We start from the raw sequence: 22,616 nt of genomic DNA, 5'->3' as shown, positions 1-22,616 counted from the left end.
TGGCACATCCGGCCCGACCTTCGGTACGCGGAGCTCCAGCCGATCAGGCCTCCGTGGAGGCGTCGGTGCGGGCGGCACCGGCCGGGTTATGGCGCATCATTTCGCGACCAAGGAATTGCCGGAAATAAGGGAGTGACGCTTCCGTGACGGTGCCGGGCAGCAGGAGTTCCAAGATCTGGCGCAGGCGCCCGGCGATGTCGACGCCGACGCCCCTGTTCGCGTCATGACGCGCTATCGCATTGGATACCAACCGCGTTCCGAACATCGCCCCGACCAGGAACTCGGAGAGCACTTCGGGGTCGACATTCTGGCGAAGGTCTCCTTCGCTGATCGCTCTCCTGGCCTCCTCAGCGATCTTCGCTGCCAGGTCGGCGTAGAAGCCCGCGGCGGCCTCGTTCAATCCGCTTAAGGCAGAGGCCAATTGCTCGGCGGTGCGAACCATCTTGTCCGAATTCAGCACTTCGACGATGGTGAAGGCACCGTGCAATAGGTTCTCCAGCCCCGGCGATGACGACCCACACACGTTCCGGAAAGCGGCGAGAAGAGCATCGGAGCCCTCCTTGAGGATGTCCGACGCCAGCGATTCCTTCGAATCAAAGTGGTGATACAGGGCGCCCTTGGTCATGCCCGTCCGCTCGATGATCGCCCCCCACCCGGCGGCCGCATATCCGACTTCGCCGAACACCTCGATCGCGGCATCGAGAATCTTGCGCCGAGTGGCTTCGGATCGGACCTGGCGCGGCATCGTATTGCTCCTCCAGATCCGCGATGGATGCGAGAACGCCGTCACTCTGATCTCACATCGACCGGCAAGACGTCCAACGTTAGCAGCCGCGGCCACCGCGAGCGTGCCGTCCGGCCGGCCTCGCTGCTGTTACGGCGAATCCTCTTCGGTCGCACTGGCGTTGACGGCGAGCGCCGCACGGCGCCTTAGGAATTGGCGGAAGTAATCGGTTCGGTCCGGTTGCAGGATGCCGCCCAGGATGAGGATCCAGCATCTCTCCAGGTCGAGCAGGAATCTTTCCGGGTCGTCCAGATTGCTGGTTTTCCGGAGCCCCATATGCAGGGACACCATCAGGCGGCCGACGTCGTGGGGATCGCAGTTCTCGCCGATGTCGCCCTCGTCGATGGCCTGCTGGACGACCCCCGACAGGGCTTCCACCCATCCGCTCAGCAACGTGTCCTGCAGACCCTCCGGCTGCCCGACCGACTCGATCAGATTCAGGCCGGCCCTGACCAGATCCGTCTTGATGTCTTGGACGGCGATCAGGTACGAGAAGTCGATGAGGGTTTCCAGGCCCGAAAGCCCCCTCGTCAACAGGTCTTCCACCGCTACGGTGGCCGCGGCGATCTCCTTGTCGATGAGCTCCACCGCCAGGGCGTGTTTCGACTTGAAGTGGAAATACATCGCGCCTTTGGTCAGCTGAGCCTCGGCCAGGATGTCGTCGAGACCGACGTCGTGATACGGCCGGCGCGCGAACTGATGGGACGCGGCCCGCAGAATCTGTCGCCGCGTCGCGTCGGCGCGTCCATCGGTCGAGTGGGTCGTCATCGGGATGCCAGCTCAGTTCTCATCGGCCGCGCGCAGACGCGACCCTCATGTGAAGGCGTGAACCCGGCAGGAATGCCGGGGCTTCGCACGTCGGGCCGGACAACGCGAGCGTCCTCGTCGGGGGCTGCGACCCTGACCTGGTCGATCGCCATCAGGTTGATGAGCAGGGCATACACCTCGGTTCTTCGGCGGTCTGAAGCGAAACCGACCGGCCACCCCCGGGCAGTATTTGGGCCGTTTCTGAGATTAGCAGCCGGAGGCGCCCGACTTGACGGCCCCGTAAATACCTGTAGTGCGGATCACAGCATCTTTACAAACTATTAGTATGGTTTATAGGCTATTATCAGTTTGTCAGTTTGTAGCCTGGGACGCCCCGGACCCACGGTTCAGGCATTTGAGCAGCCAATACGCCCGGTCCCGGGCCACCTGCACGTTGTGAGGAGACGTAGATGCCGGTCGTGACCACGAGGCCACGTGCGCGGGCAGCGTCAACAGGTGGACCACCAGGGAAAGGACTAAGTGCCTTCGCCGTCGCAGGCGAAATACTCTTCGCTAGCGGCATGGTCTTATTCCATACTTTAAGTATGTTTGGTTGCGGAATGCCGGTGTTGCAGTACGGTGCGCCCACCGCCGAAGCCGATCTGCCTCCTTCCGGAGTCAGCGGGGCTTCGCGTGCGGCGAGCGGGGCCGCCGATAAGGGCAGGGCCTGAAGTGATCGATTTCGGCGCGTTTCCCCCGGAGTTCAACTCCGCGCGGATGTATGCCGGTCCCGGTCCCGTCTCGCTCGTGGCCGCCTCGGTGGCCTGGGACGGCCTGGCCGCCGAATTGCATTCCGCCGCAAGCTGTTACCGGTCGGTGATCGCGGGATTGACGACCGGACGCTGGATGGGTCCCTCGTCGTTGACCATGGCGTCCGCCTTCGCTCCCTACATGGCGTGGACCGCCGGCGCGGCCGCGCGTGCGGCCGAGGCGGCGGGTCAAGCCAGGCTCGCCATCGAAATCTACGAAGCCGCCTTCGCGATGACCGTTCCTCCCCCGGCCGTCACCGCTAACCGGGTCCAGCTCGCGACGCTGATCGCCACCAATTTCTTCGGCCAGAACTCGGCGGCGATCGCGGCCACCGAAGCCGAATACGGCGAGATGTGGGCGCAGGACGCCACGGCCATGTACGCGTACGCCGCGGGTTCGGCCACCGCGTGCGAGGTCACCCCGTTCAGCCCGCCGCCGGACGTCACCAACCCGGCGGGGGTGGCCAGCCAGAGCAGCGCCCTCGCCCAGGCCGAAACGTTGACGGCGACCCATACTTCGCTCTCGAACGTGGTGTCCTCGGTGCCCAACGCCCTCCACGGGCTTTCGTCGCCGATAACAGCCGGCGCCGCCACCCTCACCGACGCCGGCGCCGGCGCGGCCGGGACCGTGACCACAGCGACCGACTCCGCCAGTTCGTCGCTCATGTCGAGCCTCGTATCCAGCCTCCCCAGCTCCCTTCCCACCTACTTCATGGCCGCAGCGACCCCGCTGTACGGCATGTCATCCATCCTCGGCATGGCCCAAACCGGGCAGGGCTTGGCGAGCGGCGCGATGGCGGCCACCAACGCTGCGGGCGCTGCCGCCTCGGGGGCCGCGAGCGCCGCCGCGGGCGCGGCAAGCGCGGGCGCGGGCGCGGCAAGCTCGCTCGGATCCGGCGTGATCGGCAGCCTGGGCAGCGCGGCCTCGCTGGGCCCGCTGGCGGTGCCGGCCAGTTGGACCAGCGTGATCCCGGCGGCGCACAGCGCCGCTTCCGCTTTGCCGACCATCAGTCTCGCCGGTGCCAATACCCCGCCCAGCATCATGGGGTCGCTGCCGCGCCTGGCCGCCGCGTCGGGCAAGAACCTTGGGCCCCGGTACGGGGTCATCCCCACCGTGATGACACGCCCGCCGTCCGGTGGATACGCATAGGCCAACACATGAACCGACCAAGCACTCGTTACGGAAGGGGCGGTGAGTGAAGTACACGCCCACCCAGATCGCCGGCGTGACGATCGTTGACCTCGAACCGCAACGCGACCACCGCGGCTTCTCCTCCCGTTCCTTCTGCGCCGACGAATTCGCCAGCCGCGGGCTGACTTTCGACGTCACCCAGACGAATATCTTCTTCAACTACACCCGTGGCACCGTGCGGGGCCTGCACCATCGAGTGCCGCCGTACGCCCAAACCCAACTGGTCCGCTGCACCCGCGGCGCGATCGCCGCCGTTGCGGTGGACATCCGCCCCGGGTCGCAGACCTACGGCGACCACGTGATGGTCGAGCTGAGCGCGGACAACTACCGGGCGCTGTTCCTGCCGCCGTTTGTCGCGCACGGCTTCCAAACCCTGATCGACGACACCGAGGTCAGCTACCACATCAGCGGTGAGCGGGTGCCGTCCGACGAGCAGGGATTCCACTGGAACGACCCGGAATTCGGGGTTGGGTGGCCGCTGCCGGTCACGGTCATCTCCGAGCGAGACGCCAGTTGGCCATCGCGAACGCCGACCTTCACGCCAATCGAGAGGGCAGCGTCATGTCTAAGCCGTTGATGACCCGGGAATTGGTGGATGTCGTGCCTGCCGGCATGATGCCGTCGGCTCGCCACCAAACCAGCGCTTTACCCATCACCGCCGCTCCGGCGCCCTCCCCCGCGGGGAATGCCGTCCGGCGCTGGCAGCACCAGTATTCGCAGCACCTGCGCATCAGCGACACCGTGATCGTGTGCGCGTCGGTGTTGCTCGCGCAGTACGTCCGATTCGGCGAAATCGCCAACACCTCGGGTTACTCGGACGTCGTGATGACGATGTTGTCATTCCTGTTCGCGGCGCTGTGGCTGTCATCGCTGGCGGTATTCCAAACGCGCTCACCGCGAGTCATCGGTGCCGGCATCGACGAGTACCGGCGCATCGGCAGCGCGTCATTCTGGACGTTCGGAATCATCGCGATGGTGACTTTGCTCGCCAAGGTCGACCTGGCCCGCGGTTATCTCGCCATCGCGCTTCCCGTCGGGACCATAGGCTTACTGGGGAGTCGCAGCCTGTGGCGCAAGCACATCCGCCAGATGCGCGCGAACGGCCAATGCCAGACGACCGTCCTGGCGATCGGGGACCGCCAGGCGGTTTCCCATCTTGCCCACGAACTGTCGCGCAACCCACTGGACGGCTACGTCGTGGTCGGTGTCTGCATTCCCGGCTACGGGAGACCGCGGGGCAATACCCTCACCCTCAGCGGCCGCGCGGCACCGATTCTCGGTGACGTCACCGACGCGGTGGCCGCGATTCAGCGCTGCGGCGCGGACACCGTGGCGGTCACCCAGACGGATCACTTTGGGATGCACGGGATCCGAGAGCTGATGTGGCAGTTGGAGACGATGGACGTCGACGTCGTGGTGTCGCCCGGGGTGATGGACGTGGCGGAGACGCGGTTGACCCTTCGGCCCACCGCCGGTATGCCGTTGCTGCACGTCAAGAAGCCGCAATACGAAGGTACGCAACGCTTTCAGAAGCAGGCCTTCGACTTCGTGTTCTCGTTGGCGGCCCTCATCGCGGCGGCGCCCATTCTCACCGCGGCCGCCGTCGCCATCAAGCTCACCAGCAAGGGGCCGGTGTTCTACCCGTCCGAACGGATCGGCATCGATGGAAAGCCGTTCACGATGCTCAAGTTCCGGACGATGACCGTCGGTGCCGACACCCAGATCGAGCACATGCTGACGCTGAACGAAAGCGCCGGCGGCGTGCTCTTCAAGATGCGCGAAGACCCACGAGTGACGCCGGTCGGCAGGATATTGCGCAGGTTCAGCATCGACGAGCTGCCGCAGTTCATCAACGTGCTCACGGGGGACATGAGCGTCGTCGGGCCGCGACCACCGTTGCGGCGAGAGGTCGAGAACTACGACGGCGATGTCCGGCGCAGGCTGCTGGTGAAGCCGGGCGTCAGCGGACTGTGGCAGGTGAGCGGCCGGTCTGAGCTTTCGTGGGAAGAGTCGGTGCGGTTGGACCTGTCGTATGTCGACAACTGGTCGATGTCGGGCGATCTCATGATCATCGCCAAGACGATCAAGGCCGTTCTCACCAGTCACGGCGCATACTAGGGAGTCATGACTGAGCCGACGACGCCTGGTGCGGTCGTCCCGTCGGTGCCGCTCTCGCGGATGGCTCACGCGTTCTCGATTCAACTGATCTGCCGGGCACTGGGAATGGTGGCCTCGGTGGCCTCGGTCGCGATGACCGCGCGCTACCTGGGTCCGGGGCGCTACGGCCAGCTGTCCATCGCGGTCGCGTTCGTAGGGATGTGGAACAGCTTTGCCGATCTCGGTGTCGCCACCGTGATCGTCCGGCGCGTGACCTCCGGCCGCGGCGACCTGGAACGCCTGGTGCGCGTCAACAGTGGGCTGGCCCTGATCTACTGCGTCCCGCTCGCGGCGTTGGCGGCCGGGTCGGGATTGCTCGTCTATCACGACTTCGACGTGCGGGTCATGCTTGTGGTGCTGTCCGGGGGCCTGCTGCTGCAGACCATGACCACCCGCTTCGAGCCGGTGTTTCTGGCCACCGTCCGGTTCTCCGCGGTGGCCATCTCCGACGTCACGGCCCGCGCGGCCACCCTGGCCATGGTCGCCGTCCTGGTGTCCACGCGCTCGAGCGTCATCTGGTTCGCGGTGGCGCAGCTGATCCCGCCGGCGGTGCAGCTGGTGATCCAGGGCGCCGCGGCGATGCGGCACATCTCGGTACGCCCCGTGTTCGCGCTCCGCGAGGCCGCCGACCTGTTGCGGGAAACCCTGCCCCTGATCGGATTCCTGGTCGTCGGGATCCTGTACACCCGCGCCGACGGTGTGATCCTGTCGTTGCTGAGCACCCACTCCGAGGTGGGCGTGTACGGGTTGGCCTTGACGGTCGCGTTCAACACCATCGTGGTGTCGCTGGTCTTCCTCAAGGCGACGCTGTCGACGGGCACCGAACTGTACGCGCGTGACGTGGCGGCGTTCGCCCGCTTTCTGCGCCGCAGCGTCGAGCTCATGTATTTCGTGGCGGTCCCCGTCGCCGTGGTCGGCGCGCTGTTGGCCGGGCCGTTGATCGCGTTCTTCGGCGACAAGGCGTTCGTCGCACGCGGAACGCCGACGCTGGCGCTGTTGTTCGTCGCGGCGGCGCTGCGGTTCGTCGGCGGCACCCTCGGCCAGGGTTTGGTCGCCAGCCATCACCAAAAAGTCCTGCTGTGGTTGACGGTCGCCACGCTCGCGGTCAACGTCGCGTTGAATCTGGCCCTCGACGGCCGGCTCGGCGCCATCGGTCCCGGTATCGCGCTGGTGTGTACCGAATTTTTCAACATGCTGTTCAGCAGCTGGTGGCTGCGCCGCCGGTGCGGTTACCGTACGCCGGTGATGTTCTTGGCGCGGGTCCTGTTACCCACGGGCGCGAGCGTCGCGGCGACACTGCTGCTTTCGGGCCAACATGTGGTCCTGACGCTGCTGGCCGCCGTTGCCGTCTACCTGGCAACCAGCGCGGCGGTCGGCCCGCTCACCTGGTCGAACCTGAGGTCGTTGCGCCAAGAAAGCCTGGCGTGAGCGGTTGGCGCGAATGAAATCGCCTCGGGTCCTTTGGCTTTCGCCTTGGACGCGACCGGCGGTGCGCGTGCAGTCCGAGGCGCTGATGCGGCACGGGGCGGACGTGCTGCTGGTGACCTCCGACCGGCACCCGGAGTCAGACGCCGCCCGCGACTACGAGTTGGTGCTCGAGCCGCGATTCCTTTCGGCGGCGACATGGCCCCCGGCCCTCAGGGCCTGGCGACGAGTGCGCGAATTCCGGCCGGACGTCGTTATCGCCGAGCAGGTCCGCGATCCACGCTGGATCGCGCTGGCCGGGCGGACGCCCCGCATCCAGGTGATCCACGACGATCGCCCCCACGACCCCGTGGAGGCGCTGCCGTCCTACGAACGTGCGGTGCTGGACCGCTGGGGCGCCCGCTCGGCGGCCACCGTCGCCTATTGCGACTATGTCGCCCGCGCGGTCGCGACGCGCCGCGACGTGGCGGGCACGCCGGTGCACGTGGTGCCGCTTGCCAGCGATCTCGACCTGGACCGGGTCCCGCCGTTCGTGGACGCCGGTGGGCGCCACGACTTTGTCATGTTCGGCCGGCTCAATCCGTACAAGAACGTCGACGTGGTGCTGCAGGCGTGGCGACGCCACGTCGAAGGCGGCGGCTGGCGCGGTGACGACCTGATATTGATCGGCGACGGTGCGCTGGACGCGGATACGCTGCCCGCACACACGCAGTGGCGTCGCGGCGGCTACCGCTACTGCGATGTCGTCACGACATTGGCCACCGCCAAGGGCTCGATCGCCCACTACCGGCGCGCCACGCAAAGCGGCGTGCAGGTGCTCTCGATGCAGTTGGGAGTCATGCCGATCGTGTCCACCGAGGGCGGGCCGCCCGAATACCAACCGCCGGACTGTCCCCCGATCGGCGTCGACGACGTTGCCGGCCTGGCCGCCGCTTTCGACACCCTGGCCGACCCGGCCACGGCGGCACGGCACGGGGCCACCGCGGCGCGCCACTACGAGCGCCAATGCGCCGTCGACCTTGTCGCGGATCGCTTCCTGGAGGTCATCGACGAGGTGATGGGGCATCGACGTTGACTGGACACCGGGCGGCGCGCGTATCGGACTGTACGGGCGCGAAAGGATAGAAACGTGAGCACGTATCTGGTCACCGGCGGTTGCGGATTCATCGGGTCATCGGTCGTCAACTCCTTGCTCGAACGAGGCGCAGAAGTCTTCGTCATGGACGACCTTTCACTCGGAAAAGACCGATGGCAGGGCGCGGTCCGCAAGCCGACGCTGATCGTGCAGGACATCCGCGACGCCGATGCCTGCGATCGGGTGTTCCGCGACATCAAGCCGCAGAACGTCATTCATCTGGCAGCGCAACACTTCGTCCCCTGGTGCGAGGAGCACATCTACGAGGCGTACGCCCTGAACGTCAACGGCACATTGAACGTGCTGGAGTCGTCGCGCCGGCACGGCGTCCAAGCATTCTTCTTCGCATCCACCGGCGACGTCTATCATCCGAACTTCTTGCCCCACAGGGAAGTTGATCCGACCGGGCCGGTGTATGTCTATGGCCACACCAAGTTCGTCGCCGAGCAGCTGTGCGTGCGCTATTTCGAATCCACGGGCTGCTTTCGCACGCTGGTGATCGGGCGGCTGTTCAACGCCGCGGGACCGCGCGAAACCAATCCGCACATGCTCGCCGACGTCACCCGCCAGATCGCGCAGGAGGGCAAGCGTGAAGTGGAAGTCGGAAACCTCTGGCCGCTGCGCGACTACGTGGATGTCGACTCGATGGGCACCGCGATCGTCGACACCGTCGCGCAGGTAGAAGGACTGGAGATACTCAACATCGGATCCGGCAAGGCGATCGAGGTTCGGGAGGCGCTGAGTATCCTCGCATCCGTCCTGCCCTTCCCCGTTGACTTCACGTCGGTGCCCGAGCGTCAGCGCCCCAACGATCGGCCGTTCCTGTGTCCCGATACGCAGCGGTTGCGCCGCACCATCGGCCGCGCGGCGGAGCCGTTCAGCGAGGACACGGCCCGCAAAATCTTCGCCGAGTACCCGGATATCGAGCTTCGGGACAGCCGCGGTGCCTGCTGATTCCGCGCGCCCGCTGCGGGTCGCCCTGGTGGGCGACTACCCCATCGACGAGGGCGCGGCCGTGCAAAACGGGGTGCAGTCGGTGACATACACGTTGGCGCATGCGCTGGCGGCCCGTTCCGACGTCGAGTGCCACGTCGTCAGTGCGATGAACGACGTGACCACGACCTACCGGCAGACCGGCGCACTGCACGTCCATTACGTCAAGCGCCTGAACCTGCCGCGATTGGTGACGCTGCGCAGCAACGACGTGCCGCGCCTGGCGGCGGTGATTCGTTCCATCAATCCCGATGTTGTGCACGGCCAGGGCCAGGATCGCCACGCGCTCGGCGCGTTGGCCAGCCGGGCGCCGACGATCATCACACCGCACGGCGTGCTCTTCATCGAAAGCCGCTTGCTGCAAAAGAACCGGTGGGACGTCCTGGGGGCGCTGAAGAAACGCGCTGTCGCCAACATGGAGCGGGAGGTGTTCCGGCGCGCCCGGGACATGATCGTCATCTCGCCGTATCTGGCGCAGGTTTACGGGCCGATGCTGACGGCGCGCTGCCGGTTCATCGAGAACCCGATCCAAGACGACTTCTTTCGCATACAGCGCGCACCAGAATCCGGCCGAGCGCTCTTCGTCGGGTCCCTCGTGCCGCGCAAGAGCGTGCACCATCTCGTGCGCGCGATCGGCGAGGTCGTCAATGATCGTGGCCGCGTTCATGACGAGCCGTGGTGGCCGCACCTGGAATTCAGGGTCGCCGGCCCCATCGCGGATCCGGGCAGCGAGCTCGAAGTCCGGCGGGCGATAGAAGAATGCGGCCTGAAAGGGCGGGTACGACTCCTTGGACCCATCAGTCACGAAGAACTGCTCGATGAATATGCGCGCGCGCAAGTCCTGTTGATGGGCTCGCGCGAAGAGACCACTCCGCAAGTTGTCGCACAAGCCATGGCGTGTGGGCTGCCGGTGATCGCGTCTCGCGTCGGCGGCATTCCGGACATGGTCGAGGACGGCCGCACCGCGCTCCTGTTTCCGTACGGCGACGTCGCGGCCTGCGCCGACCACATCCGCCGAATGCTTGACGACGACGCTTTCAGAGCACGGATCGAACACAGCGTACGCATCGAGGCGCAACAGCGATTCGACCCGAAATCCGTTGCCGACCGCACTGTTTGCGCCTACCGCGAAGTCATCGCCCAAGCCCGCCGGATCTGAAGTATTCGATCGTCAACTCGGCGCCCCGTCCGAACGGGATTAGCGGGCGCCAGTCGAGTCTCGACTCGGCGAGGGTGAGATCCGGCTTGCGTTTCTTCGGGTCGTCCTCGGGCAGGGCCTGGAAAACGATAGGAGACGACGAGCCCGTCATCTCCTTGATGGTGCGCGCGACCTCCAGGGCGGTCAGTTCATCCTGGCTACCGAGGTTGACCGGACCGGTGAACGACGGATCGCCGGTCGCCATTTTCACCAGCCCGTCGATCAAATCGTCGACATAGCAGAAGCACCGGGTTTGGCTGCCGTCGCCGAAGACGGTGATTGGTTCGCCGCGCAGGGCCTGGACGATGAACTGCGAGACGATCCGCCCGTCCTCGGGATCCATCCTGGGACCGTAGGTATTGAAGATGCGGACGACCTTGATCCGAGCGTCGAAGCGGCGCGCATATTCGAGCATCAGCGTTTCGGCGACCCGCTTGCCCTCGTCGTAACAGGCGCGCGGGCCGAAGCAGTTCACGTTGCCCCAATAGCTCTCGGTCTGCGGATGGAGGGTGGGATCGCCATAGACCTCGCTGGTGGAGGCCTGCAGCATGATCGCCCCCTTCTCGAGCGCCAGCTCGAGAAGAACTTTCGTACCGAGGTAGTTGGTGTCGAGGGTGAACACGGGGTCGCGCTGGAATGCGAACGGCGAACCCGGGCAGGCCATGTTGAAGACGAGGTCCAGCGGTCCCGCCACCGCAGCGGCGTCCAGCGGCCGCGTGACATCGTGTTCGAAGAAGCTGAACCCCGGGTCACCCTCGAGGTGGGTGAGGTTTTGGCGCCTGCCGGTGTAGAAGTTGTCCAGACCGACCACCTCGACGCCGTCGCGCCGAAGGCGATCGCAGAGGTGGGATCCGAGAAATCCGGCGGCGCCGGTGACGACGGCTCTCATCCACCCAGCCTAGTGGCGGCCCATGCCGTAGTACTCGAAACCCTCGGCGCGCAACCGCCTGGGGTCATAGATGTTTCGACCGTCGAAGACGACGTGGCCCCGCATGACCGACCTGACGCGCTGCCACGACGGCCGCTGGAACTGCTTCCACTCGGTAACCAGGACGAGCGCGTCGGCGCCCTCAACCGCCTCGTACATGTTCCCGGCGTATTCGATCGAGTCGCCCAGCGCCTCTTTGGCTCGCGCGCTGGCCTCCGGGTCGAATGCCCGCACCGTCGCGCCGAGCTCGAGCAGCCGCCGCACGATCACCAGCGAGGCCGCCTCGCGCATGTCGTCGGTCTGCGGCTTGAAGCTCAGGCCCCACACGCCAACCCGCAGGCCGGTCAGGTCGCCCGCGGGCCGTCCGTCCCCGAAGTGGGCGACGATTTTGGCGACCAGCGTTGCCTTCTGCTCCGTGTTGACCTGGTCGACGGCGCGCAGCACCCGCATGTCCACGCCCAGCCCGGCGGCGGTATGGATCAGGGCCTGAACGTCTTTCGGCAGACAGGACCCGCCGTAGCCGACTCCCGGGAACAGGAATTCGTAGCCGATCCGCCGGTCTGCCCCGATGGCCTCCCGCACCGCCCCGATATCGGCCCCGGCCTTCTCACAGAGGTTGGAGATCTCGTTGATGAACGAAATCTTGTTGGCCAGAAAGCAATTGGCCGCGTACTTGGCCATCTCGGCGCTCTTGATGTCCATGACGATCAGCGGGTGGAAGGTGCGCAGGTACGGCTCGTAGAGCTCCCGCATGATCTCCACCGCGCGTTTGGAGTCGCTGCCGAGTATCACCCGGTCCGGCTTCATGAAGTCGGTGACCGCGGTGCCCTCCTTGAGGAACTCGGGATTGGACACCACGTCGAACTCCTGCGAGGTCTTGGCGGCGATGATCTCGCGGACCTGGTCGGCGGTGCCCACGGGGACGGTCGACTTGTCGACGATGACCTTGTAGCGATCCAGGTATGTCCCGATGTCGCCGGCCGCCGCGTGCACGTGGGACAGGTCGGCCTCGCCGCCTTCGCTCGTCGGCGTCGCGACGGCGATGAAGACGACGTCGGCGTGTTCGATCGCCCGCCGCCGGTCGGTCGTGAAATCGATGGAGCCGTTCTCCCGGTTCCGGGCGATCAGCTCGGCGAGGCCGGGTTCGTAAATCGGAACCCCGCCGGCCAGAAGCTCGTCCACCTTCGCCTGGTCGATGTCGACACACACCACGTCGTTGCCGCTGTCGGCCAGGCAAGCGCCCGTGACGAGCCCGACGTACCCGCATCCGATGATCGAAATCTTCAAGACGACACCTTCGCTTCCCGACGATCGCCCAATAGTCCCGCAAGCGAGCGGTGCACGCGCACTTTTCATCTAGCTTCGTAGCCGATCCCGGTGTTTTATTTCCCCGATTCTCTAACCTCGACATCAACCCGAATCGGCAGCCGACCCAGGGCACGCCACCGGCTCGGGACAGCGGGAATCTTTGTCCAAATGGGTTTTTGGCGACAGCCCAGGTCCGATAGGGTGTTGTGCGTGCCTAAAGCGGATGCCGAGCGCGACCGGATGCCATTTGCGCCAACCCGCGGGCTCCTCCAAAACCTGGGTCATCGAGTCGGCGGCACGGCAAAAGCCAAAGTCCGCCTATCGCTGATGAAGGCCGGCCGTCGAGTGACGTCCAGCCGGCTGGCGAATCTGCGTTCCGTGCTCAGTTACCTCGAGCTCGGCCATTGGCTGGCGCACGATTTTTCCAATCCAACGGTAGACGTCGTCGCCGACCATTTTGCCTTGTTCGAGCGAGCGCTGGCCAAGGTCTGCGGGCGAAAGCCCCTGTACCTCGAATTCGGTGTGTTCGAGGGCCGCTCGATGCGGTGGTGGTCGCAGCACCTCCCGCATCCTGAAGCGAGGCTGATCGGTTTCGACAGCTTCGAAGGCCTGCCGCAGGACTGGCGGCCCGGCCTGGGAGCCGGCCACTTCGACGTCGGTGGCGAGCCGCCGAAGATCGACGATGCCCGCGTCTCGTTCGTCGTCGGCTGGTTCGACGACAGCCTCCCGAAGTTCGACGTCCCCGAACACGACCAGTTGATTATCAACGTCGACTGCGACGTGTACTCCAGCGCTGCCACGGTGCTGAGTTGGGCGGAGCCGTTTCTCAAGCCGGGTACGCTGATCTACTTCGATGAGTTCCCCGACCGCGATCATGAGATGCGGGCATTCAAGGAACTCATGGCCCGCTCGCCACGGGAGTTCCGCCCGCTGGCCACGGCGCGCGGTCATCACTGGCTGTTCGAGGTAGTCAAGTGACTCCACCCCGCGACGGCTCCCGTTTCGCTGTCCGCAAACACGATGGGCGATAAGCGAATTCAGCCCGTGAACGATCATCCGTCGGAAGCGCGAGGCCACACGCCTCGGCCGCCGGGAATCCCGGGCCGCGCCAATCGAGCACCGATGAGCCGCTCCGCGAGCCGCACACCGAGCGCTATCCCGAGCAGCGTCGGGTTGGCCTGGCTCGACGTCGGCAGGACCGAGGTGCTCGCGACGTACAGCCCGCGCACCCCGTGCACCTGAAGATCCGGGTTCACGACGCCGCCGTCGGCGGTCGCCGACATCCGAGTTGTGCCGGCCTGATGAAAGCCGGCGTAGCCCTGCATAAAATCGTGTACCAAGGCCTCGACGTCGTCGGCGAGCCACTCCACGTGTCCGACGCGGTGGCGGCGCAGGTGCTCGTCGATGAGATCGATTGCCTTGCGCACACTTTCGTAGTCGGCGTCGGAGAAATACATGTGGGTGCGTATCCTGCGCATGCCGAGGGCGTCGCGTTCGTCGGTCAGCTCGATGCGGCTGTCCCAGTGCGGAAGATGCTCGCCGTGGTAGTGCAGCACGTACCGATTGCCCGACCCCTCGACGAAGAAGCCCGGCGCCTTGCGGCCCCGGCGCAGGAATCGCGCGTAGGAGAACCGGACCGCGAATCGGATGGAACCGAACAGGTCTCGGATGATGTTACGCAGGTGCGCGGCGACGCGCGGCGGACCCGTGGTTTTGGTATGGGCCTCGCGGATGGCCGCCGCGAGCAGGAAGCGCCCCAGCGGGGAGATCAACGTCAGGTAGACACCTGACAGGATTCCGCTGCCATGTGCCGGATCGCTGATCGGCGGATTCACCATCCAGACAGCGGCATTCGGCATCCCGAGTTCGCGCTGCAGCTGTGGAGTGAACGTGAAACGGCGGCGGATGTAGACGCCCTCGCGGTCCCTCTCGTGTTCGTAGATGACGTCGTCGCTGGTGAAGTGCACACGGGCGACCCGGGCCTCGACGTGGGACATGTACCAACGCCCGAGGTGGCCGCCCGCGTTGCCCAGCCCGGCCGGATGATGACGATCCGACGCGAGCAGCAGGCGGGTGGCCTCCAGGCCGCCGGTGGCAAGGATGTAGTCCGCCGCAACGACTCTGCCCTCCAGTCCACTAAGCGTCTTGACGACGAGATGGTCGACGGCGTCACCGGCTTCGGTGGTCACCACCTCGGTGCACGTCAGGCCGGTCCACACCGTCAGGCCGGGGGTGTTGCGCAACTCGGCGCGGTATTCGCGCCCGAAACGCGTTGGCAACGACCAGCGTTCGAGATCGGTGGTGCGCACCTGTTCATCGGGCAGCCCCACGACCAAGTCCCGCTGCGCCAACTCCGGGATGTCCCGCGCATTGAATACCGCCTGCCCGCATCCCGCCCAGTCGCAGGCCCGCTGCAGGTAGGGCTCGACATCGTCGAACCCAATCGGCCAGGGCGAATGCGCGGTGATGGGCCGATTCTCGAAGTCGATGGCGTCGAACTTGACACATCGTCCGCCCCACAACGCCGAGGTTCCGCCCACCTGCCGGCGAACGGCCACCTCACTGCGTGAATGAAAGTAGTCGTCCTGGCGCGAGTCGAACATCGCCAGCTCCTGTGCCGCGCGGTCCGCACGCTCCAAACCACTTTCGATCAACGCCACCTCGACGCCCGCGGCCGCGAGTTCCAGCGCAATCGCGATGCCAATCGGGCCGGCCCCGACCACCACGACATCGGTTCGGATCGTCGTGTTGGGGGCGAACTGCGCCGGACCGCGGATCACACGGCGGGGCCCCGTCGAAACTGCTGGGCGAGAGCGAGAAAACGCGTCAGGAGCCCCGCGTCCGGCGGCGACGAGACGGATTCCGCCGCGTCGGCGACCCGCCGCGGGTCGGTGCTGCTGTAGAGAATCGCGCGACAACCAATGGCCGTGGCCGCCGACGCGAGGATCAGCCTCGGCAACACACCGGGGGCCAGCGGGTCCACCTGGAGGGATTCGCGCCACTGTTCTGACATCCGGGCGTCTGCCAGCAACGCCGCGGACAGCGTCGCGTAGGACCGGTTGAGTACCCCGAACGCGATGTCGGCGGGACGGGGCGGCGGATCAACCAGGTCGCCGCGGACCTGGCTGACGCCCTTGGGTGCGAATGCCGCGGCGAAGTCGGCCTCGAGACCCTCGTCTTGAGAGACGCCCCATGCGCGAATCTTGCCCTGCCGGTGCGCCCGTTCGAAGAACTCCCCGAGTTCATCGCTGGCGACGGTATCGAAAGGCCTTGGGCCGTGGACGAACAAGATGTCGACGTAGTCGACGCCCAGCGCCGCCAGGCTCTGGTCCAGGCTGCGGGTCGCGACCGCCGCGTCGTAGCGCCGGGGGGTCAGGTCCGGTTCCTGTTGTCGCTTGACCGCGCGCCGCAGCGCCGGGGCTTTGCGCAGCACCGCCCGCGCAGGCGCCTGGAAGCGGCCGAGACGCCGGGCCGCCCCGCCGACGTCGATGCCGAACTTGGTGGCCACCGTCACCGCGTCGCGATTCACGGTGCGCAGGAACACCCCCAGCTCGGACTCCGCCATGCCGAGGCCATACATCCGCGCGGTGTCGAAGTGCGTGATGCCGTGCTCAACCGCGCTGCCCAGCACGGCCATCCGCTCCTTGCGGAACGGCGCCTGCATCAAACCCCCGCACCCGAAACCGACCGCGCTGACCTTCAGCGCCGGCCCGCTGAGCTCAATCCGCTCCAACGCCGAGGCTCTCGTAGATCCGGCGGAGCTCGGCGCCGATGACTTCGGGGCTGCGCGTCGCAGCGATGTGCGCCTGCCCCTTGAGCCCGTCGCGCTCCGCCAGCTCCGGATCGCGAAGGTACCGCCCGATCGCCGCTGCCAATGCGGGCGGATCATCAACAGGGACAAGCATTTTCGGGTCGGGCACAATGCCCGGCGTGCCGGAGACGGGCGTCGATACGGCCGGGCGCGCGCCGGCCAGGGCCTCGGTCACGATCAGCGGCATCGCCTCGGCGCGCGACGGCAGCACCACCACCCGCGCGGACCGGATCAACTCGGGGATCGCGTCCGGATGTACCGCGGGTTCCACCGAGAAGCGCTCCAGCTGCGGAGGCGTGTAGTCGTCGATGGGCCCGACCACCCGGCACTGGCCTTCGATGCCCTCGTCGAGCAGCAGCTGCCATGCCGCGGCGAGCGTGTCGACCCCCTTGCGCAGGCCGATGGTCCCGGCGAAGAGCGCCACCGGCGGTGTCGTGCTAGCCCCGGGCGCGTCCCAGTCGATCGGCGCCGGGTTCACCGAGATGGTGCTCGGCACCCGCGGAGCCAGCTGCGCAACGGTGGCCCGCGCGTCCTCCGAGAACACGATCAGGTGGTCGGCGCGGCGCAGGGTGGCACCGATAAAGCGGCGGTGCCGAAGGGCTTCCCTGGCGACGTCGGCGCCCTGCAGCGTCGCGACAATCCGCAGGCCCCGCGCCTTGGCCAGCCGAATCAACGCCCCCTCGCGCAGCCACGCTCCGCCGTCCGCGATGTGGAAGTGCACGATGGTCGTGCGGGGTGCGCGGGCCAGCACGGCCGCCGCGCGCGCGGTCAGCACCAAGTTCTTCGCGTGGTGCCGGCCCTCCCACGTCGACAGGACGCGGATGTCGTCCGCGCCCATCTTGTGGTCACGGATGACTCGAATCACGGTCTGCGTTCCGCCGAAGCTGTAGACGCCCGGCCCGACGTGGATGACCGAGATCATCGCTGCCCGAAAGAGCGATCGCACATCGGTGCGTGGCGGGGGTGGTCGAAAAAACGGACAATCGGCATTCGGTCAGCTCCCACGGTGATTGGCCTCGGCGTCAAAGTACACGGGTCGGCCGCTCGGCGTGCCCACTTCAGTTGGCTCCCGCCGTCGTCAACGCGGGCGTGTCGCCGACGACCGCGCGGCTCGCGTCTCGCTCTCGGTCACGCAGGCCGGCGAACCCCATCGCCGCGCCCAGGGCGAGGCCCAAGGCGAGGGAATCCGACGGCATCTCCGGCAACGGCCACACCACGGATATCGCGAGGAGGCCGGCGGTGACCGCCACGCTGACCTTCGCCGGCGCGGTCCGGCACCGCACCGCCTTGACCAACGGTGTCAGCGCGAACAGGGCGAACACCGCCATGCCCACCGCCCCCGCTTTGGCCAGCCACCACAGGTAGAAGTTGTGGGAGTAGGCGGGGTAGAACTTCGCGGAAAACTCATCGTCGCCTTTCGGCGGCTGATAGGCGTAGCCCAGGCCGTGGCCGAATACGGGAGCCTGGCTGATCGAGCGGTTCAGCAAGGAGATTTCTCGCAGCCGCTCCAGCGCCGATTCGTCTACGGCGAGAGCGCTTGACGAAACCCCGCCGAGCACTCGCTCATTGAAGGCCGCGAGCTGGTCGGCGAGCCACGCACCGGCGTCCGAGCCCTGCAGCAGGAACAGCGATCCCGGCACTGTCACCGCAATGACCGTCGCGCAGATCACGCCAATGAAGGCGGTCCGGCGCACCGTCGACGCACTCAAGCTGATCAGGAAAGCGACACCCGCCGCCACGCCCATCGAGATGAGCGTGTTGCGGGAGAACGAGAGCAGCGAGATGACCAGCGCGGGCGGACCCAACGTCAGGAGGGTGGCGAGCCTGAGACGGCCCACGATCGCGGCGGCCACCAACGCACTGAGCGTGGCGGTGGCCGGCGATTGGGTGGTGAGGATGATGCGGACAGCCTGGTCGGCGCCGGTCGCCGCCCCCAGGCTTTCGGCCCTGCCCGCGAGCCGGATGGCATGCAGCGAACTCACGATTGCCATGCCCGCGGAAAACCACAGGATGACGGCCATCACGCGGATCGACCACTTGATGTAGTCGCCGTACACGACCAACATCGCCAGCACGAACCCCACCGCCATTTCGAGCATGCTCAGCGATTCCCGCAGCACGATCGTGGCGTCATGCCCATTCTCGAATCCGGCCACCGTGGAAATGACGACGACGAGCGTGAACAGGCCGGGCAACCAATAGTCGGAGAATCGCGGTTTCACGATCGGGATCAGATAACCGATCGCCAATATCGCCGCCACCAGGTACAGGTAGACGACCGCTGGACCGATGACCTTGCCGACGTGCAGACCCTGGGGCAGCGCCGCGAACGCACCGACCAAAGCGACCCAGACCATTGCCTCCGGCCTCACCCAGTAGACGACGAGGCAGAATGTGGCGCCGATCAGCATGATGCCCTCGGTCGTGAGTCGTACCGAGAGCACGCCGTAGACGAAACATCCAAACAGGAACAGCGCCAGCGAAGCTCCGCTCATGGCCAGGCGGTGGCGACTGCGCACGTAGAGCATCACGTCGACGGGCTGGCCTTCGCGCGGTAGGCCTGGGAGGCGGCCCGGCGGTGTAACGACAGCCGGGCGTCGGTCAGCACCGTACCGACGATCTGCGCGTTGGCCGAGCGCAGAGTCGCCACCGCGTCGTGGAGTTCGTCCACGGTGGTGCGGCCCGCCCGCACGACCAGGACCGTTGCCTGAACGGCGCCGGCGAGCAGACTGGCGTCGGCCGTCGCGAGCACCGGCGGCCCATCGACCACTATCCGGTCGAATCGTGACGAGAAGCTTTCCAGCACATCGTCGATCACTTCCGGCGGATATGCGCTGCAGGGCAGGGTCTCGCGGCGGGCGGCGCGCGACGCGAGGACGAACAGCCTCGGAAAGGGTGTCGGTTTCACCGCTTCCGCTGCGATCGCGGGGTTCGCCAGGGCGTTGCCCAGACCCTCTCCCGATTCCACCTTCAGGGAACCGGCGATCACGGGCCGGCGAGTGTCGCCCTCGACGACGAGTACATCCTCGCCGACTTCGGCGAATGCCCGCGCCAGGTTGAGGACGGTCGTGGTGGTTCCCTCGCCGCCGAAAGGTGCCGCCACCAGGACCCGCCGACCGTCGGGCCCCATCGCCCTGCGCAACCGGGTACGCAGATCGCGCACGGCGTCGTCGAATGTGACGTCGGTGCCGAAGCGCGGGGTGCCGCCGCGCCGCCGCGGCAATTCGCCCAGCGTCGGCAATCCCGATAGCTGTTCCAGCTTTTCGCGCGTGCGCACGGTGCGGTCGCTCGCCTCGCGGGTTAGCGCCACGGCTATGCCCAGAAGTAGGCCGGCGATGAGGCCCATGGCCATGTTGCGTACCGGGGCCGGGGTAACCGGTCGATCGGGTACCCGGGGCGGCTCCACCACCCGCGCCCTCGCCACCGGCACCTGCTTCCCCGTCGGCTCTTGCCCGCCGGGGGTTTCCCTGGGCTGGCCCGGGGGCGACGGGGCATCCGTGGCTTCGGGTCGGTTCCCGGAATTCGGAACGTCCGGACGCGAACCGACGCCCAGCGTGGGGATGATCGCAGCGAATTGGTCAGCCATCGCGCCCGCCAGCGCCGCCGCCCGCCGCGGGTCCGTGTCTTTGACCGTGATGGTGAACAGCTGCGATTTCGCGGTGTATTTCACCTGGCTTTGGCTCAGCAGGTCGTCGGCGCTCATCTGCAGTTGCAGCTGTTTGATCGCGCGATCCGCCACCGTCCGGCCGCCGGCGATCTGGGCGTACGACGAGAGCCGTTCCTGCGCCGTGAGCGTGCCGTTATACAGCTCGGTCAGGTCGGTGGCCCCGGAGAACGAGATGAGGACCGTGGTGGACGACTGGTAGTGCTTGGTCTGCAATGCGGTGATGGCCGCGGCACCGACCGTGCACGCCAGCACCGCGGCCAGTGCCAGCTTCCAGTGTGCGACGAGAATCCGGACAAAGGTACGGAAATCCATCGACCAACGGCCTTTCTGAAAGCTCTGGCACCGCGAAAGCATCCATCCGGTCGGCTATCCGGATGGGCAAAAATCATTGAACATTATTCCAGCATCGTCACGCAGCGTTTGCCCGAAAAGCGATGTTGAGACCTCTGCGCAGTCGAAGACCTCGCCGGACCGCCTCCGGTGTTCTTCACGGTCGGGGTCCGGCGGTCAACACATCGCGCGAGATGTTGACCGTGGCCAGTGGATAGCCGCCGGAACCGTCGCGCCCGTTGCGCGCCAACTGCATGGGCGGGTAGTCGACCACGTGCGATGCGTCTGGCTTGTGCTGTTGCCACTCCACCGACGCCCGCAGCGTGTAGTTGCCCGGCGCCAGGCCGGCCAGGTCGAGCCTCACGGACTCGGTTGACGACGCCGGCGCGGGTTCGTTGCCGGACTTGCCGCCGGTTTCAGCCTGGACCAGGGTCTTCAGGTTGACGGTGGTCGGCAGTGTGCGCACCACCGCTCCCTCGAAATTCACCAGTTGATAGCGCGGAGCCCATTTCTCGATTGCGGCGGCAGAACCGTAGTTGGTCCACGTCACGGCAATCGTCGTCACACCGTCGCGCACCGATTGCGGACCCGGCCGCGCTTCGACCGAATACCGATACCCCGCGGACACGTTGGCCTGTGCCCACAACAGGTACAGGGCAGGGTCCATCGCGGTCGCCGACTCCGCGTCCGCGAAGTCGCAACTCGATGTCATCGCGACGTGATACTTGATGACGTCGTGCAGGGCCTTCTGGTAGTAGGACTGCGGCGAGGTGCCGTCCGGCAACAGGCACCATTCGCTGATGACCGGCGCCGTGATCAGCCTCGCCTTCAATTCGGCGATGACCGGATCCTTCAACTGCACATAGTGCGAGCCTTCTAATTCGACCCAGCCGGGCAACGGCGCGATCACGCCAAGGCAATCGGCTCGCACACCCACCGGCGCGGACAGTTTCTTTGTGACGTCATCGGAGAGCAGTTCGCGCACGATTTCCGGATTCAGCAGCGTCGTCACCAATTGCGTCCGGCGAAATGCGTTGACATTCGCCGCCACCAGCTGCCTGATCGATGCGATGGTGATGCTCTGATCACGAAACTGGCTGTAGTAGCCCAGCTTCGCCATACTCTCCTCAGCCGACGGGCCGGGAGCGCCCAGCTTGTCGCGCAGGTACGCGATGTGGTTCTCGCTCCAATCCCCGTAGCCGGAGAACTCGAAAACGCTGAGCCGCTCGTCGCCGTCATACCGTCGTCCGAGCGCGGCGAGTAGCTGTCCGAAGGCGTCAAGGTACCGCGGGTCGTTCCACTTGGGCACCACCTGCGTCACGCCGGGGGTCCACCAATAGCGTTGCGGGCCCGCGTGGTCGGTGGCGGCCGACCGGATCCAGTCGGGAATCGCGATGTTCGTGTTGTTCGGAAACACGGTGTCACAACAGGAGTGGTAGGCGACCACGCGAAGAGTCATCCGCATGTTTCTGGCGGCCAACTTCGTCAGCGCGTCATCGATCACGCTGAAGTCGTACTTCTGGTCGTCAGAAGCATCCGTAGGCAGCGTACCGGGGTCCGTGGGCTGCAACTGCCGCCACGTGACGCGTAAGCTGGCGTCATCCGACGCGGGCCAGGCCGGGTACCGCCGCTGCGCCGAATTCGCTTGCGGGAACAAGGGTATCAAGAGGTCTTCGTACTGACCGCGGAGCGGATTCTGTACGTCCTGGACGGACAGCGGTATCGCGGGACTGGTGATCGCGGTCACCAGCTCGGGATCGCCACGGCCGGCACACCCGTTCAGTAAGAGAGCCACACAGACGGCGACGGGCAGTGCGGCCTTCTTCAACGTCCGCGCCGTGCCGACCAACACCTGCAAAGGCAACGTCGGCATTCTGCGCACCGACCTCACGCCCTCCCTCAGATCCAAGGACTGACACCTCTCCGGTCGCCGGCGCTCCCTACGTGAAGCGCACCAACGGGTGTTGGTAACGATGCAGCGCTGCCCCACATCATCCGTCAATCATGTACATCTTCCGACATATTCCGGCCAAGTTGACTGGCGGCCGGCGCGGGCGCGTCCCTTCATGGGCGTGCCGGCCACGGCACGCGACCGATATTGGAATGGGCGCGCCATCTACTAGGCTGGTGGC

Annotated in this window: 18 protein-coding genes; 8 read left to right on the top strand and 10 right to left on the bottom strand. The window is 66.3% G+C overall.

Annotated elements, in window-relative coordinates; translation table 11 throughout:
• Positions 1-43: 43 nt before the first annotated feature.
• Both A5781_RS02095 and A5781_RS02090 read right to left on the bottom strand, forming a co-directional pair.
• Positions 44-745: a TetR/AcrR family transcriptional regulator gene (locus A5781_RS02095; RefSeq protein ID WP_067200400.1), complete on the bottom strand. Its 702-nt coding sequence runs from the start codon at positions 743-745 to the stop codon at positions 44-46.
• A 129-nt stretch (positions 746-874) separates the two neighbouring features.
• Positions 875-1,552, bottom strand: a complete 678-nt coding sequence (locus A5781_RS02090) for a TetR/AcrR family transcriptional regulator (protein ID WP_067200397.1) — start codon at positions 1,550-1,552, stop codon at positions 875-877.
• Positions 1,553-2,263: 711 nt separating this feature from the next.
• On the opposite strand from A5781_RS02090, the gene A5781_RS02085 reads away from it, so the two are divergent.
• The 7 genes from A5781_RS02085 to A5781_RS02055 are packed head-to-tail and all read left to right on the top strand — an operon-like array spanning position 2,264 to position 10,401.
• Positions 2,264-3,490, top strand: coding sequence for a PPE family protein (locus tag A5781_RS02085; protein ID WP_067200394.1), 1,227 nt, complete (start codon positions 2,264-2,266; stop codon positions 3,488-3,490).
• A gap of 46 nt (positions 3,491-3,536) precedes the next feature.
• A complete protein-coding gene (locus A5781_RS02080) occupies positions 3,537-4,109 on the top strand; it encodes a dTDP-4-dehydrorhamnose 3,5-epimerase family protein (protein WP_067200390.1) in 573 nt (190 codons plus the stop codon).
• Between the two features lie 38 nt (positions 4,110-4,147).
• Positions 4,148-5,650, top strand: a complete 1,503-nt coding sequence (locus A5781_RS02075; protein WP_369817666.1) for a sugar transferase — start codon at positions 4,148-4,150, stop codon at positions 5,648-5,650.
• A gap of 6 nt (positions 5,651-5,656) precedes the next feature.
• Positions 5,657-7,117, top strand: coding sequence for an oligosaccharide flippase family protein (locus A5781_RS02070; protein WP_067200385.1), 1,461 nt, complete (start codon positions 5,657-5,659; stop codon positions 7,115-7,117).
• 13 nt (positions 7,118-7,130) lie between these two features.
• The gene (locus A5781_RS02065; RefSeq protein WP_067200383.1) at positions 7,131-8,189 is read left to right on the top strand and encodes a glycosyltransferase family 4 protein; all 1,059 of its coding nucleotides are present in this window, start codon (positions 7,131-7,133) and stop codon (positions 8,187-8,189) included.
• Between the two features lie 54 nt (positions 8,190-8,243).
• Positions 8,244-9,203 carry an NAD(P)-dependent oxidoreductase gene (locus tag A5781_RS02060; protein ID WP_067200379.1) on the top strand — a complete coding sequence of 320 codons (960 nt, stop codon included), beginning with the start codon at positions 8,244-8,246 and terminating at the stop codon, positions 9,201-9,203.
• Entirely contained in the window at positions 9,193-10,401 is a 1,209-nt protein-coding gene (locus A5781_RS02055) for a glycosyltransferase family 4 protein (RefSeq protein ID WP_067200375.1), read from the top strand. The genes A5781_RS02060 and A5781_RS02055 overlap by 11 nt, the downstream gene beginning before the upstream one ends.
• On the opposite strand, the gene A5781_RS02050 is transcribed toward A5781_RS02055, so the two are convergent.
• On the bottom strand, positions 10,376-11,329 hold the full coding sequence (locus A5781_RS02050; protein ID WP_067200371.1) for a UDP-glucuronic acid decarboxylase family protein: 954 nt from the start codon (positions 11,327-11,329) through the stop codon (positions 10,376-10,378). The genes A5781_RS02055 and A5781_RS02050 overlap by 26 nt on opposite strands.
• 9 nt (positions 11,330-11,338) lie before the next feature.
• Positions 11,339-12,655, bottom strand: coding sequence for a UDP-glucose/GDP-mannose dehydrogenase family protein (locus tag A5781_RS02045; protein ID WP_067200368.1), 1,317 nt, complete (start codon positions 12,653-12,655; stop codon positions 11,339-11,341).
• Positions 12,656-12,886: 231 nt separating this feature from the next.
• Between A5781_RS02045 and A5781_RS02040 the strand changes: the two genes are divergently transcribed.
• Complete coding sequence (locus tag A5781_RS02040; protein ID WP_197503649.1) at positions 12,887-13,654, top strand: class I SAM-dependent methyltransferase; 768 nt, start codon at positions 12,887-12,889, stop codon at positions 13,652-13,654.
• A 74-nt stretch (positions 13,655-13,728) separates the two neighbouring features.
• Here A5781_RS02040 and A5781_RS02035 read toward each other — a convergent pair whose 3' ends face one another.
• The 6 genes from A5781_RS02035 to A5781_RS02010 form a co-directional block, all read right to left on the bottom strand.
• The gene (locus tag A5781_RS02035) at positions 13,729-15,456 is read right to left on the bottom strand and encodes a GMC oxidoreductase (RefSeq protein ID WP_067200362.1); all 1,728 of its coding nucleotides are present in this window, start codon (positions 15,454-15,456) and stop codon (positions 13,729-13,731) included.
• Positions 15,453-16,379, bottom strand: coding sequence for an aldo/keto reductase (locus A5781_RS02030; RefSeq protein ID WP_067200503.1), 927 nt, complete (start codon positions 16,377-16,379; stop codon positions 15,453-15,455). Before A5781_RS02030 ends, A5781_RS02035 begins: the two co-directional genes overlap by 4 nt.
• A 16-nt stretch (positions 16,380-16,395) precedes the next feature.
• Positions 16,396-17,409 (bottom strand): glycosyltransferase family 4 protein, encoded by a 1,014-nt coding sequence (locus A5781_RS02025; protein ID WP_067200359.1) that lies wholly within the window; start codon positions 17,407-17,409, stop codon positions 16,396-16,398.
• Positions 17,410-17,545: 136 nt separating this feature from the next.
• Complete coding sequence (locus A5781_RS02020) at positions 17,546-19,015, bottom strand: O-antigen ligase (protein ID WP_067200354.1); 1,470 nt, start codon at positions 19,013-19,015, stop codon at positions 17,546-17,548.
• Entirely contained in the window at positions 19,015-20,466 is a 1,452-nt protein-coding gene (locus A5781_RS02015; protein WP_067200351.1) for a polysaccharide biosynthesis tyrosine autokinase, read from the bottom strand. Before A5781_RS02015 ends, A5781_RS02020 begins: the two co-directional genes overlap by 1 nt.
• Positions 20,467-20,641: 175 nt before the next feature.
• Positions 20,642-22,357, bottom strand: a complete 1,716-nt coding sequence (locus tag A5781_RS02010; protein ID WP_231990556.1) for a hypothetical protein — start codon at positions 22,355-22,357, stop codon at positions 20,642-20,644.
• Positions 22,358-22,616 lie beyond the last annotated feature (259 nt).

Origin of the sequence: Mycobacterium sp. 852002-30065_SCH5024008 (assembly GCF_001665645.1) — a bacterium.
Taxonomy (GTDB): Bacteria; Actinomycetota; Actinomycetes; order Mycobacteriales; family Mycobacteriaceae; genus Mycobacterium; species Mycobacterium paraffinicum.
Note: the sequence above shows the minus strand (reverse complement) of the source record. Positions and strands in the feature narration are given on the sequence as shown.